Below are 12,374 nucleotides of genomic sequence, written 5' to 3'. Positions count from 1 at the left end.
GAAGGGTGCATTAAAAGTATCTGTTAAGGTGTCCAGAGAAAATGAGGAAACCGAAACATACAACGTGGAACGTAATTACAATCGCAAGGACGTGTGTAAATTTATTGTTTGGCCAAAACTTATGCTTCTTGTTTTTTCGTTCAAAAATATCGAATAAAATAAACAGTGCGGCATGATATAGACCATAAATAACATACTGCGCAACAGCGCTTCCTTGGATGTGCCAAATTCCCATAATGAAGAAGTTTAAAAATGCCCCGATATACGAAATAGTGTAACGGTTCTTAATTAACTTTTTCTTCGTTGCAAAAAAGACGAAACGCATGTAAATAAAATCACGGAACCAGAATGATAAACTCATGTGCCAGCGGTTCCAGAAGTCTTTAATATTACGACTAAGGAATGGTTTATTAAAGTTTTCAGGAGTTTTAATTCCCATCATATAACTGATACCAATTACGAACGCACTATAACCTGCAAAGTCAAAGAATAACTGCATGCTAGTAGCGTACATAAAAATCACATTAGATAAAAGTGTATCTTGATTGGCGAATACTGCCTTTACAAGGTATGTTGTTATCAAGTGCGCGATTATAAACTTATACAGAAAACCTTGGAAAATACGATTAAGCCCTGTATATAGTAAATTTTGATATTCCTCAGCACTAGGTGGCTTTTGGATATCTTTTTGGAATCTACGATAACGATCGATAGGTCCACTTGAAATCGCAGGGAAGAATAAAACGAATTCCCAGAAATTAAAGAAGGAAAGTTCTTTAATTAAATTATCACGAACTTCAAAGACCATTTGTACAGCTCTAAATGTTACATAAGACATACCTGCGAAAACAATAAAATGCAATTCAGGTACAAATGGTGCGATTTTCGCCAAAATAAGTGGCAAAATCGATAAAATAACAGCTATACAAAACATGAATGTACTATTATTTTGTTTTCTTAAAATTAAATAGCCTTTAATTAGGGCATATTGCCAAATAATAAATGCGGCTAACATAATCGCTTGCTTCGGTTTATCTGAGAAGATAATAGCAATCATGACTAATGTTAATACTGCATTATATTTACGCAACATTTTACCTTTTAATCCAGCTATGATAGTAGGTATTAATAAAATGCCCACTATAGCGAAAAAATAAAATGATCCATATGCGGTCATGCTGTAACCTCACTCAATAATTTTTTGCGATCTACCTTTCCATTTGGTGTCATTGGAATAGAAGATTGATACATGAATTTACGTGGAATCATGTAGTTTGGTAATCGCTCATTGAGTTCTTTTTTGATTGCAGATGTTAATTTGAATTCTTTTTCAAATGAATGTTCTCCAGGAACAACAACCGCTAATAAATAATCGTATTTCTCACCTTTTTTAATTGGAACGATAACTGCTCCTTCTACGTAAGAACACGCACGAAGATGATGCTCAATTTCTTCTAATTCCATTCGATAACCATGCAGCTTAATTTGGAAATCAAGACGACCATTATAGAATAGAAGACCATTTTCAACATAGCCAGCATCGCCTGTTTTATAGGCGCGCTCACCGTCAATCATAGTAAATGCTTTTTCTGTTAATTCAGGGCTTCCTAAATATCCAACGCTTACGCTTGGACCGACAATTACGATTTCACCTTTTTCACCATCAGGTGCAATCGTTCCATCTTCTTTCATAATAAGAAGGCGGCAGTCTGATTTACAGTAGCCAACTGGAAGTGATTTGTATTGATCAAGCACTTCTTCTGTAACGTGAATACCTGTTACAGCGACAGTAGCTTCTGTTGGACCGTACGTATTCATAATTGTTGCTTTTGGGAAACGCTCAATTAATTTTCTAGCTACTTCATTTGGTAACACTTCACCGCAGAATAAGAATGTTTTCATGTTCGGTAGCATACTCTCAGAGAAAGATGCTTCCATTAAACACATTTCTGCGAAAGATGGTGTGGAAGTCCATACTTGTATATCCGATTGCTCTAAAGAAGCAAACAAGTCTTTTGGACGTGCAATCATATCTTTATCGATTGCCCAAAGTGTACCACCTGTTACTAATGATGGGTAAATATCCATGACAGATAAATCGAATGAGAAAGGTGCTTGGTTTAAGAATACTTGCCCCGTTTGTAAGTTGAAATCTTCTACAGCCCATTTTGTAAAACTTACAAGGCAGTTATAAGTAATCTGAACCCCTTTCGGATTACCTGTGCTTCCTGATGTGTAAATAATGTAGAAGTTCTCATCACCTTTTACCGCATGTTCAGGATTTGGAGTGTTCCCTTTATGAGTAAAGAAAATATCTTTTAAGTTGTCCTCACTTACAATGCGAACTGGTAAATCAGTTACAGTTACTTCAGTTCCTGATAAAAGTAGTTTCGCACCAGAATTTTCAGCGATCCGTTGTACACGATCAGCTGGGATAGATAAATCTACAGGAATATAAGCATGTCCAGCTTTTACACATCCTAAAAAGTTAATAATCATTTCAGGTTGCATATGGCCATACACCATAATTGGTGAACGATCATCTGGATACTCAGAAGAAATCCAATGTGCTAACGCATCAGAATCTTCCTTTAATTGTTTGTACGTAATTTTCGCATCTCGCCAAACAAAAGCAGTTTGATCAGGCGTTTCAATAGCCCACTTTTCAATTTGTTCTAATAACTTCATAACGTTCCCACCCTAGAATTCATTGTAAATAAATGTACTTGTGTTTGTATCATGGAATCCATACAACCAAAGTAATGCAAATAAAATTGCAAGGTAATAAACCGTCTTTGCAACCCATTGTGTGAGTGGTCGAGACCATATCTCTTTTAATCTTTCCATGTCTTTCCCTCTCTTAATGAAATAATAGCTCTTTGTAGGTATCATGTCCTACATTATTGTGAAAAAAACAAAATTCCACATTTTAGGTAAAAATAAGTCAAAAGGCTCTTTTCTGATATTAGCACTAAATACTAAAAAAGAAAATCCCTAACTTAGCAATTATATTACATTCAGCATCAATTTGTAATGGATTTGATATGTAAATAGGAAGTGGATTGTGTGAATACATAAAAGTGGACTAGAAGAATACGTAAAATATAGTATTTGTGCTTATGAGTCATTCGAGACGAAGTAAACTTTTACATTTTTAGCCCTTTTAAAAAGGAGGAAATTATCATGGATAGAGTGTGGAAGAATCTAATTTCGGAAGAAAATATCGTGAAATGGAGAAGGTATTTCCATAAGTATCCAGAATTATCGTTTCATGAAAAAGAAACTTCGCAATTTATATATGATACAGTATGCTCATTTTCTTCTTTTGAAGTAACGAGACCGACGAAGTATAGTGTACTAGCAATTAAAAGAGGAACCGAACAAGGGAAAGTGATTGCGATTCGAGCTGATATAGATGCGTTGCCAATTCAAGAGGAAACAAGTAAATCTTATACGTCTGTGAATAAAGGTATAATGCATGCATGTGGGCATGATGCTCACGCGGCTATTTTGTTGGGTACAGCAGAAGTGCTAGCAAATATAAAGGAAAATTTTGCGGGTGAGATTCGTCTATTCTTTCAGCATGCAGAAGAGGTGTATCCTGGCGGGGGACAAGAAATGGTTGAAGCAGGCGTAATGGATGGTGTTGATTATGTAATAGGTTTACATGTTATGTCAGGACTTGAGAGCGGGAAGATAGGCATTGCGTATGGGCCGATGATGGCTGCACCAGACGTATTTACAGTTGAAATTCAAGGGAAAGGAGGGCACGCGGCGAGGCCAGAAGAAACGATAGATCCTATTGCTATCGGAGCACAGATTATTACAAATTTACAACATATCGTATCAAGAAATACAAGTGCTTTTATGCAAAGAGTCGTTTCGGTTACGCAGTTTCATGGGGGAATGGCTGATAATATTATTCCTAGTGCAGCAACTTTAATGGGAACTGTTCGTTCATTTAATCAAGCATTAAGGATAGAAGCCGAAGAGAAAATTGAGAAAATCGTGAAAGGAATTACAGAAGCACATGGAGGGGCGTATACATATTCGTATCGATATGGATATGATCCGGTTATTAATGATGAATATATTACGAAAGTAGTAGAAGAAAGTGCACTATATTTGTTTGGAAGTGAGCGTGTTGTGAAGCTTGAACCTTCTATGGGAGGAGAAGATTTTTCGGCATATTTAAGAAAAGCACCTGGTTGTTTTATTAAATTAGGGACTGGTAATAAAAAGATAGATACTTGCTACCCGCATCATCATCCAAAATTTGATGTAGATGAATCAGCTCTCATTTATGGAGTGGAATTATTTTTAGAGACAACAATGAGATTATTGAAATCATAGAAAAGTATAAAGTGAAACTTTAATCAGTGGGGGTTTTACTGCCCATTAAAGTGGGATAAAAAAAAGGCAACTGCGCTCTATCGCAGTTGCTTTTATTTCTTTCCGTCAGAGAGGGCTGAGAAAGAACTATGCTCATTTATAGTATATGAATAGCTAACGGACAAGCTTGTACATTTTAATCATTTTTTTAAAAAAGTTGTTGACAGTGATAATCAATGTCAATTAATCTAAAAGTAGTTGAAATTGATAATTATTATCAATAGGATGGATGCGACATGTTAATGAGAAAAAAATTTCACCTTCTACGGAGGGGATTAAAAGATAAAAATAAAGAAGTTGATCAGCATATGGAATGGCAACGAAATGTAATTCGTTCTGAATATGTAGATGAGAAGAAGAGCATTCAAACAGAACAAGAGATACAAAGTAAAGGGAGAGGTTCAGTTGAGTAAGTTAGTAATGATTTTTGCAAGTATGAGTGGAAATACAGAGGAAATGGCTGATCATATTGCCGGCGTGATTCGTGAAACTGAAAATGAAATTGAAGTGATTGATATTATGGATTCACCAGAAGCTTCTATGTTAGAACAGTATGATGGAATTATTTTAGGTGCATACACTTGGGGAGATGGTGACCTTCCTGATGATTTCTTAGATTTTTATGACGCAATGGATTCTATTGATTTAACTGGGAAAAAAGCGGCAGTATTCGGATCATGTGATTCGGCTTATCCAAAATATGGCGTGGCAGTTGACATTTTAATAGAAAAGCTAAAAGAACGCGGGGCAGAAGTTGTGTTAGAAGGATTAAAAGTAGAATTAACGCCAGAAGATGAAGATGTAGAGAAATGTTTACAGTTTGGAGCTGAATTTGTAAAACACCTTTCTTAATGGCAGAAGGGAGATGAAGAGCAAGTGCATGAGAAAATCGCAATTAAAACGATGACAGATTATCATTTGTATGATTTTATGCGTTGTCCGCATAAATTTTATTTTCGTCATATAAAAAGAAGAGAACCTTCTTCGTTTGAATGGCAACAAATCGCACAAATGATTGTGAATCGAATTATTAACGAATATTACACACTACCGGCAGGCCAACAAACGAAAATTGTACTTTTAATATTAATAGAAAAGTATTGGAAAAAAGTAAGGATTAATATGTTTGCTTCGAAGATGGAGTATTACATTGTGTTAGCGAAGCTAACGGATCACTTATTACAGTTTGTTGAAAGAGATGATAGTCAGACACCGCCGTTATTTTTATATGAAAAATTTCAAACATATATGGAAGAGTTAGGTGTCCACATGTCATTGACATTAGAAGTTGGTGAGTGGAGTACTGAGTCGTTTGTAATTAAAAAGTATGTTGTCGATGCGGATGAGGAAATGCTTGCTCTTTGTCAAAAGTTAATGACAGTATTCAGTTATAAAGCTTTCGGCATTCTTCCAGGGAAAATTGAAGTTATTAATTTAATAGAAGGAACTAAGTATGACTACATTCCGAAACAGGAAGATATTATAACTGGAATGGCTCATTTATCTAGAATGAAAGAAATGTTACAGCAACCTGAGCATTATACAGAGCGTCATTTTCGTTCTGAGTGTATAAGTTGTGCATTTCGTAGTGAATGCCAAGGGGAAGAAGTAAAGAAAGAAGCGAAACAGAAGAAAAATATCGTACATTAAAGAATGCAATGTTGCATTCTTTTTTGTTATTGACATGAAAAGCTTTTCATCATGTACCGTATATTTGTAGCAGATTTTAATAAAGGGAGGAATAATCAATGAAAGATGAAACGCAAGTATTTCAATGGTTAAAAGAACAGAATGCTCCTTTTGGGATTCAACTGCAAATTTTACAAGCATTTCAACTATATAAAGTCATTGTTGAAATGGATAAAAAGTTAATGATGTATGAGGAGAGGGAATATAGGGAGAGAATGTAATCTCATCCCTGCAGTATTACTTTCAGTTGTTCTATACTTGCTAGAAATTCAAGTTCATTCTTTGTTTCAAAGTTATAAATCATATTATGTAGTAAAGGACTGTATTGATAAAAACTTGTGATGCGGTGAATGAGTAATGGATCATGGTGTGAAGTAAGTGTACTGTATTGTTCATATACTGATGTAGTAAATTCATGTCCGAAATCATAATATAGCCCAGCAAAATCAAAGGCAGGATCTCCAATTTGAGCATCACCAAAATCGATAACCCCTGAAATGGTTTTATTTTGTTTATCAAATAAAATGTGATGATGTGTAAAGTCGGCGTGAATGATTGTATTTTGAAATTTAGATGTAGCTAGACAGGCAAAGAAATTCTCGAATAAACGGTTTAAGGTTGATTTCTGGAACGAAGTTAGACTGTTAGTAACATACTCATTTAATTTAGCTTGTAGCTCTTTCCAGTAGGTAAGTGTTTTTTCAATAGGGAATCCTAACGCTGTAACACTTTTTAAAGGAATACTATGTAGAGCAGCAAGGAAAGTTGCTAATTGTGTAATAAGTGCTTTTCGTTCTTGTTTTTCTAGTGTAGTAACTATTTCTGTTTTTAAAGGTTCACCATGAATGAGAGTATAGTAGCTACAAAGCGGAATAGCATCAGTATTCTTTTCATAGAATAGGTGATACTTTGGAACTTCAATTTCATGTAGTGAACAAGAGAGAAGTGTGCATAGTTCTTTTTCTAATGGAATTCGCATTGCATATTCCTGTTTTCGCGGGAAACGAAACAGTAGCTCATCATTTACTATAATCGCTACATTATCCCATCCTTCCTCATTTTGTTTATAGGAATGTATAGAAAGATTAGGTAGAGCTTCTTTAATATATTGTTTGTAAGAGTCCATAATTGTTCCTCGTTTCTAAGTTAAGTTATTCCACTTCATGATATCAGAATTTTCTTTCTATACGTTAAAATATAACTATCATTATGAAGAAGGGCGGGAGAATTACGAAGAAAAGAATAGTAATCATTTCTCTATGTATCGTTTTTGGACTGTTTTGGTCATATAAAGAAGAAGTTTTTGCTAGCTATAAACCGATTGATCAGTACGGATTAAATAAGGAATTAAAGAACAAAAGCATAGAAGTTTTAACTCATAATGAAATGAAAAAGGTAGGAGAACATTTTGCGGCAGAACAACTATCAGTTTTTGAATTTCATAATAAAGAACATGTGAAACGAAAAGGTGAAGAAATATTTGTAAATAGAGGGTATGAGCAATTAATAAAAAATTATTATCCAAATCGTTTTCAGGATTTAGAGTATAAATTTACAAACGAGGAGATACGTGAAGTGACGGATGAAAGTTTTCTCTATCAAACTGTAGCGTACGTGGCGGGTACTGAAAATGGTAAGAGAAGCGAAATGAAATTGAATTATGAAATGAAAATTGTAAAGGTTAATCATATATTTAAAGTGTTAGAACAAAAACAGTACGTACAATAAAGAGAAATATGAACCAGTACCATAAATAGCGGTATAAAAAAATCCCCCAGTTCTTCGAGGGATTCTAAAGGTTTTCATTTTGTTGACCAATTTCTTTTTGAGCAATATATAAATTTCCTTGCTCGACTTGTTTCTGAGTAAGAACCGAATCACCTGCATACCCTTTTTCTGTTTTCACAATTCTTTTTGAACGATTGGAATTTTGTTTCTTCATATAATAAACCACCTTTCATCAAAAATAAACGAAAATGATAAGCACGAGTAATACAGCAGCAAAAATGGTAATACCCATTAAAAACGAAGTGTTTTTATATTTAGGTGGCTTATGTACATCTTGCCGATATCCAGGTGAAATTTCAGGGGCGAATTCTTCGTCGAATGATTGCTTTTTTTCTTTTTCGTCCATATGTATCCACCTTTCTTTTTCATTATGTTATACGTTTAAAGAAAAAATATGCATAAAGAAAACCGCCCTCTATCGTGAGCGGCGGTTTTCTATTGTATATTTTCTTTGAACTTGAAAGAGACGGATAAGAAGGAAGGTGGCGCCAAATGCTAAACCGATAATAAGACCAATCCAATATCCTTTTGCTGCCCAGTCCGTATACGTTGCTAATATGTAACCGAGAGGGAGACCGATTACCCAATAAGCGATTAATGTCATAATTAAGGAAACGTTTACGTCTTTATAACCACGTAGTGCCCCTTGTACAGGAGTTGCAATTGCATCTGAAATTTGAAATAAAATCGCAAATATAAGAAATTCTTTTGCTAAATGATGAACTTGTATATCTGTCGTATAAATAGAAGCAATTTCATCATCAAAGAAGTAAAGAAGAATGGAATATAATAGGGCGAATGCAAGTGCTAAGCCAATCCCAATAAACCCATATTGTTTTGCGTTATTATATCGTTTCGCTCCAACTTCGAATCCAACAGCGATAGTCATTGCCATTGCTAAACTTAAAGGCGTCATATATAGCAAGGAAGCGAAGTTCATAGCTGCTTGATGAGCTGCGATTGTTGTCGTACTAAAATTACTCATCATAAGTGTTACTGCAGCGAAAATACTCGTTTCAAAAAAGATAGCAAATCCGATAGGGACGCCAAGTTTTAAGAACTCTTTCCAACTAGAAAGAGAAGGGCGATATAACTGTTTAAAAATATGGAAAGATGCAAAAGGCTCTTTCGTACGAATAATCATAACGGTAATAATTAAAATGCACCAATAGGTTGCTGTAGAAGCAATTGCTGCTCCGACACCACCTAGTTTTGGAAAACCGAAATGCCCAAAAATTAATACATAATTTAATATTACGTTAATAGGTAATGATAGTAACGTAATAATCATCGTTGTGCGAGTTTTTCCTAATGCATCAATAAATCCACGTAAAACAGTGTAAGTAAATAAAGGAATAATTCCGATTGCGATAATACTTAAAAATTGTGCTGCAATACGTTCTACCGGTTCTTCTAATCGCATGCCATTTAAAATGGGTGTAACAGCGAAAAATCCAATAAGCATAACGACGAAGCTAGCGCAAATTGCTAAATAGACTGCTTGTATGACGACTTGGGGAACATCTTCTTTTTTCTTGGATCCAACGAGTTGCGCAACAATTGGAGTTGTAGCCATCAAAATACCTGTTAATCCCGTACTAACTGGAATCCATATACTCGTTCCGATAGCAACCCCGGCTAAATCAATAGGGCTTGCATGTCCTGACATTGTTGTATCAAAAAAGCTCATTGCAAATAATGACATTTGCGTAACAAAAATCGGGAAAAATAGTAATACAAATTGCTTTAATTTTTGTGAGAATGTACTAGTTTCTTTCATAAAATCCCCTTTCTACGTAAAAAAGAAAACTCTTACTATCATACAATTTAATCAAAAAATAGAAAAGGAATAAGCTTATTAAAACTACGGTTTGACTATAAAAAAGGATGCACTTTGAAAGGGGATAAGGTATTATGGTAAGGTATGAAAAAATTACATATTATTAGTTATTAAGGAGGCACTACTCGTGGCTGATTGGTTAATTGGAATAATCATGGGTGCTGTTGAAGGGTTAACAGAGTTTTTACCAGTTTCATCAACAGGGCATATGATTTTAACAGGTCATTTACTTGGATTTGACGATGAGAGAGCGAAAGTTTTCGAAGTTGTTATTCAATTGGGATCGATTTTAGCAGTTGTAGTTATATTTTGGAAGCGTCTATGGTCTTTAGTAGGTATAGGGAAAGTAACAGACGGACCATCGTTAAATTTATTACATATTATTATCGGAATGATTCCTGCCGGCGTACTTGGCGTATTGTTCCATAGTGCGATTAAAGAAGTTTTATTTGGGCCAGGCCCAGTTGTCATTAGCTTAGTGGCTGGTGGTATTTTAATGATTGTTGCTGAGAAGTTTTCAAAACCAAGTACAGCAAGAACATTAGATGAAATCACATATAAGCAAGCATTTACAATCGGAATGTTCCAATGTTTAGCGCTTTGGCCAGGATTTTCTCGTTCTGGTTCTACAATAAGTGGTGGTTTATTAGCTCGCGTGTCACATACAGCGGCAGCTGAATATACATTCATTTTAGCAGTACCAATGATGGTAGCTGCAAGTGGCTTAGATTTAATTAAAAGCTGGGATATATTAAGTGCGGCTGATATACCGCTATTTGCAACAGGGTTTATTACGGCGTTCGTTGTTGCAATGCTTGCAATTGTTTCATTCTTAAAATTATTATCTCGTGTAAAATTAACACCGTTTGCTTACTACCGTTTCATTTTAGCTGCGGTATTCTATTTCTTCATTATGTAATAAAAAAACTGCCGAGTTCGGCAGTTTTTTTATTTTACTACTTTTTCCATCATGCTTTCCATTACATGTTCCCAAAGAGAAGTGTCATCAGCTAATGTGGCACGGAAATTAGCGTACATTTCTTTTTGTTTCTCTTCGAATGTTGGATCTTCTTTTTCAGGCAATGTAGCGCGCATTGAAGTTACTAACTCTTGTACTTTTGGAGCACGTGGTCCCCAAACGGCTTGTTCGTTTCCATCTTTATCAATGAAAATAAAGATTGGAATCGCACGTGCTGTTCCGTTTGTTAAATATTGATCCATTAATTCTAAGTTTTCATCGCGAATTAATAATGACATCTCAATATTTGCAACTTCAGAAATTCGTTTCATAACAGGCACGCATAAAAGAGCATCGCCACACCAATCAGCTGTTAATACGATAACACGCCAGCCATCATTTTGACGTTCTTCTAATACAGGAAGTAATTCATTTGGAATTAAAAAGTTATTGTAAATGTGCAGTAGCTCGTATTGATTTACTTTCATTTCATTCACATATGTATCAAAGGACATACCTTTATCAGCCCATTGTTGTAAGTTCATAAGTAACACCTCTTTCGTATGATTTGTTTTCATTGTACCAATTTTTATATAGAAAAGCTTGTATTCTTACTCTTTCTTGTCACTTAATAATTTACTTAATAGGAAAAAGAATAGTACGACACATAATTCAGCTATGTTGGATAGTTGCACGCTCTCTATCCAATCGTCAGCGGTATGAATGACGAACCAATCTAGCGTAATTTCAATGATTGCGAAAAGAGTAATAGAAAGCCAATTTGGCATGTTTTGTGTCATTGGATATAGCAGTGCCTTGAAGAAACCGAAGATGAAAAATATCATACCGTCTAAGAAAGTAATTAATAAAAAAAATAGAAGTAAGGCAGTGCGCGACCGATACTCTACACCAGTAATATGAAAGATTCCTACATATATAAAAAATATAAATGCAAAAATTACAATGAGGAACAGAATAACAAAACCAATAATCAAAGTTTTATCTTTTAGATTGAAATTCGAAAATTTGTCTTCTTCACCCACTATCCCAACTCTTTTTTTTGGAAATTCAACTTCATTTTATCATGAAATATCTATTAAAAAACTACGAATTATGGGAAAATAAGGTGACAAAAAGTAAGATTTCATGTAAAATTATTAATAAGGTTTTTATTTAATCAAATGAAATAAAAGGGGCTGTCAAAGTTGTCTCAAAATCGAGAGCAATTAATGGAAGAACTATCGACAAATGTTTTTGCTATGTTCCGCACGTTGCGTAATGATATTGGAAAAATATTTGGTGGTTACATACCGTGGAATGAGTTCATCGTTCTTAGAATATTGAATCGTACGAATAAAGAAATGGTATCACGTGTGGCGAATGAGTTAAATGTGTCGAATAGTCATATTACAGCTGTTACAGAAAAATTAATTAATAAAGGTTTTGTAACTCGTTCACGTTCTACGTCAGATCGCCGAGTTGTATATTTGGAGATTACTGAACAAGGAAAAGATTTAGTTGCAAAAATGGAAGGTGCAAAAAAACAATATTTGCAAGAAAGATTTTCTACGCTCTCAGAAGAAGAAATGAATATAATGATATCTATTTCTAAAAAACTTATTTAAGTCATTATAAGTAAGAAAACGCTTACACTCCGAAAAAGAAGACTTTCCTTATATGAGGAAGGTCTTTTTTCGTATGTAAAAG

Annotated in this window: 17 protein-coding genes; 8 read left to right on the top strand and 9 right to left on the bottom strand. The window is 34.6% G+C overall.

Annotated elements, in window-relative coordinates; all coding sequences use genetic code 11:
• Window positions 1-10: 10 nt before the first annotated feature.
• The 3 genes from dltB to LMD38_RS19480 are packed head-to-tail and all read right to left on the bottom strand — an operon-like array spanning window position 11 to window position 2,847.
• Window positions 11-1,177: a D-alanyl-lipoteichoic acid biosynthesis protein DltB gene (dltB, locus tag LMD38_RS19490; protein ID WP_000127924.1), complete on the bottom strand. Its 1,167-nt coding sequence runs from the start codon at window positions 1,175-1,177 to the stop codon at window positions 11-13.
• Window positions 1,174-2,688, bottom strand: coding sequence for a D-alanine--poly(phosphoribitol) ligase subunit DltA (gene dltA, locus LMD38_RS19485; protein WP_000770525.1), 1,515 nt, complete (start codon window positions 2,686-2,688; stop codon window positions 1,174-1,176). Before dltA ends, dltB begins: the two co-directional genes overlap by 4 nt.
• 12 nt (window positions 2,689-2,700) lie before the next feature.
• Window positions 2,701-2,847 carry a teichoic acid D-Ala incorporation-associated protein DltX gene (locus LMD38_RS19480; RefSeq protein WP_000440293.1) on the bottom strand — a complete coding sequence of 49 codons (147 nt, stop codon included), beginning with the start codon at window positions 2,845-2,847 and terminating at the stop codon, window positions 2,701-2,703.
• A 336-nt stretch (window positions 2,848-3,183) separates the two neighbouring features.
• On the opposite strand from LMD38_RS19480, the gene LMD38_RS19475 reads away from it, so the two are divergent.
• The 5 genes from LMD38_RS19475 (at window position 3,184) to LMD38_RS19455 (ending at window position 6,302) form a co-directional block, all read left to right on the top strand.
• Window positions 3,184-4,353 carry an amidohydrolase gene (locus tag LMD38_RS19475; RefSeq protein WP_062821855.1) on the top strand — a complete coding sequence of 390 codons (1,170 nt, stop codon included), beginning with the start codon at window positions 3,184-3,186 and terminating at the stop codon, window positions 4,351-4,353.
• Between the two features lie 275 nt (window positions 4,354-4,628).
• Window positions 4,629-4,805, top strand: coding sequence for a hypothetical protein (locus LMD38_RS19470; protein WP_000929013.1), 177 nt, complete (start codon window positions 4,629-4,631; stop codon window positions 4,803-4,805).
• On the top strand, window positions 4,798-5,244 hold the full coding sequence (locus LMD38_RS19465) for a flavodoxin (RefSeq protein ID WP_000041158.1): 447 nt from the start codon (window positions 4,798-4,800) through the stop codon (window positions 5,242-5,244). Before LMD38_RS19470 ends, LMD38_RS19465 begins: the two co-directional genes overlap by 8 nt.
• Before the next feature lie 24 nt (window positions 5,245-5,268).
• Window positions 5,269-6,042, top strand: a complete 774-nt coding sequence (locus tag LMD38_RS19460) for a hypothetical protein (protein WP_062821854.1) — start codon at window positions 5,269-5,271, stop codon at window positions 6,040-6,042.
• A gap of 98 nt (window positions 6,043-6,140) precedes the next feature.
• Window positions 6,141-6,302, top strand: a complete 162-nt coding sequence (locus tag LMD38_RS19455; protein WP_049110980.1) for a hypothetical protein — start codon at window positions 6,141-6,143, stop codon at window positions 6,300-6,302.
• Between the two features lie 2 nt (window positions 6,303-6,304).
• On the opposite strand, the gene LMD38_RS19450 is transcribed toward LMD38_RS19455, so the two are convergent.
• The gene (locus LMD38_RS19450; RefSeq protein ID WP_000379001.1) at window positions 6,305-7,207 is read right to left on the bottom strand and encodes an aminoglycoside phosphotransferase family protein; all 903 of its coding nucleotides are present in this window, start codon (window positions 7,205-7,207) and stop codon (window positions 6,305-6,307) included.
• Between the two features lie 83 nt (window positions 7,208-7,290).
• Between LMD38_RS19450 and LMD38_RS19445 the strand changes: the two genes are divergently transcribed.
• A complete protein-coding gene (locus LMD38_RS19445; protein WP_061182644.1) occupies window positions 7,291-7,809 on the top strand; it encodes a hypothetical protein in 519 nt (172 codons plus the stop codon).
• Window positions 7,810-7,873: 64 nt separating this feature from the next.
• On the opposite strand, the gene LMD38_RS19440 is transcribed toward LMD38_RS19445, so the two are convergent.
• From LMD38_RS19440 to LMD38_RS19430, 3 genes are all read right to left on the bottom strand, one after another.
• Window positions 7,874-8,023, bottom strand: coding sequence for a hypothetical protein (locus LMD38_RS19440; RefSeq protein ID WP_000744619.1), 150 nt, complete (start codon window positions 8,021-8,023; stop codon window positions 7,874-7,876).
• A gap of 18 nt (window positions 8,024-8,041) precedes the next feature.
• Window positions 8,042-8,215 (bottom strand): hypothetical protein, encoded by a 174-nt coding sequence (locus LMD38_RS19435; RefSeq protein WP_000343559.1) that lies wholly within the window; start codon window positions 8,213-8,215, stop codon window positions 8,042-8,044.
• 69 nt (window positions 8,216-8,284) lie between these two features.
• Window positions 8,285-9,649 carry an MATE family efflux transporter gene (locus LMD38_RS19430; protein ID WP_062821852.1) on the bottom strand — a complete coding sequence of 455 codons (1,365 nt, stop codon included), beginning with the start codon at window positions 9,647-9,649 and terminating at the stop codon, window positions 8,285-8,287.
• Between the two features lie 187 nt (window positions 9,650-9,836).
• Here LMD38_RS19430 and uppP point away from each other — a divergent pair, with 187 nt between their 5' ends.
• Window positions 9,837-10,628, top strand: coding sequence for a bacitracin resistance undecaprenyl-diphosphatase (uppP, locus tag LMD38_RS19425; RefSeq protein WP_000796248.1), 792 nt, complete (start codon window positions 9,837-9,839; stop codon window positions 10,626-10,628).
• A 29-nt stretch (window positions 10,629-10,657) separates the two neighbouring features.
• Here uppP and LMD38_RS19420 read toward each other — a convergent pair whose 3' ends face one another.
• Window positions 10,658-11,245 (bottom strand): thioredoxin family protein, encoded by a 588-nt coding sequence (locus LMD38_RS19420; RefSeq protein ID WP_153019373.1) that lies wholly within the window; start codon window positions 11,243-11,245, stop codon window positions 10,658-10,660.
• A gap of 33 nt (window positions 11,246-11,278) precedes the next feature.
• Window positions 11,279-11,710 (bottom strand): YrvL family regulatory protein, encoded by a 432-nt coding sequence (locus LMD38_RS19415; protein ID WP_062821850.1) that lies wholly within the window; start codon window positions 11,708-11,710, stop codon window positions 11,279-11,281.
• A 162-nt stretch (window positions 11,711-11,872) separates the two neighbouring features.
• Here LMD38_RS19415 and LMD38_RS19410 point away from each other — a divergent pair, with 162 nt between their 5' ends.
• The gene (locus LMD38_RS19410) at window positions 11,873-12,292 is read left to right on the top strand and encodes a MarR family winged helix-turn-helix transcriptional regulator (RefSeq protein ID WP_000081439.1); all 420 of its coding nucleotides are present in this window, start codon (window positions 11,873-11,875) and stop codon (window positions 12,290-12,292) included.
• Window positions 12,293-12,374: the final 82 nt, after the last annotated feature.

The organism is Bacillus pacificus, assembly GCF_020861345.1.
GTDB classification, from domain to species: Bacteria; Bacillota; Bacilli; order Bacillales; family Bacillaceae_G; genus Bacillus_A; species Bacillus_A pacificus.
The sequence above is the reverse complement of the archived record's forward strand: the minus strand, read 5'-3'. Positions and strand labels throughout refer to the sequence as shown.

Coding starts and splice junctions, on each gene's coding strand:
- dltB (WP_000127924.1), bottom strand. CDS start 1,177: ATGACCGCATATGGATCATTTTATTTTTTCGCTATAGTGGGCATTTTA.
- dltA (WP_000770525.1), bottom strand. CDS start 2,688: ATGAAGTTATTAGAACAAATTGAAAAGTGGGCTATTGAAACGCCTGAT.
- LMD38_RS19480 (WP_000440293.1), bottom strand. CDS start 2,847: ATGGAAAGATTAAAAGAGATATGGTCTCGACCACTCACACAATGGGTT.
- LMD38_RS19475 (WP_062821855.1), top strand. CDS start 3,184: ATGGATAGAGTGTGGAAGAATCTAATTTCGGAAGAAAATATCGTGAAA.
- LMD38_RS19470 (WP_000929013.1), top strand. CDS start 4,629: ATGTTAATGAGAAAAAAATTTCACCTTCTACGGAGGGGATTAAAAGAT.
- LMD38_RS19455 (WP_049110980.1), top strand. CDS start 6,141: ATGAAAGATGAAACGCAAGTATTTCAATGGTTAAAAGAACAGAATGCT.
- LMD38_RS19450 (WP_000379001.1), bottom strand. CDS start 7,207: ATGGACTCTTACAAACAATATATTAAAGAAGCTCTACCTAATCTTTCT.
- LMD38_RS19445 (WP_061182644.1), top strand. CDS start 7,291: ATGAAGAAGGGCGGGAGAATTACGAAGAAAAGAATAGTAATCATTTCT.
- LMD38_RS19440 (WP_000744619.1), bottom strand. CDS start 8,023: ATGAAGAAACAAAATTCCAATCGTTCAAAAAGAATTGTGAAAACAGAA.
- LMD38_RS19435 (WP_000343559.1), bottom strand. CDS start 8,215: ATGGACGAAAAAGAAAAAAAGCAATCATTCGACGAAGAATTCGCCCCT.
- LMD38_RS19430 (WP_062821852.1), bottom strand. CDS start 9,649: ATGAAAGAAACTAGTACATTCTCACAAAAATTAAAGCAATTTGTATTA.
- LMD38_RS19420 (WP_153019373.1), bottom strand. CDS start 11,245: ATGAAAACAAATCATACGAAAGAGGTGTTACTTATGAACTTACAACAA.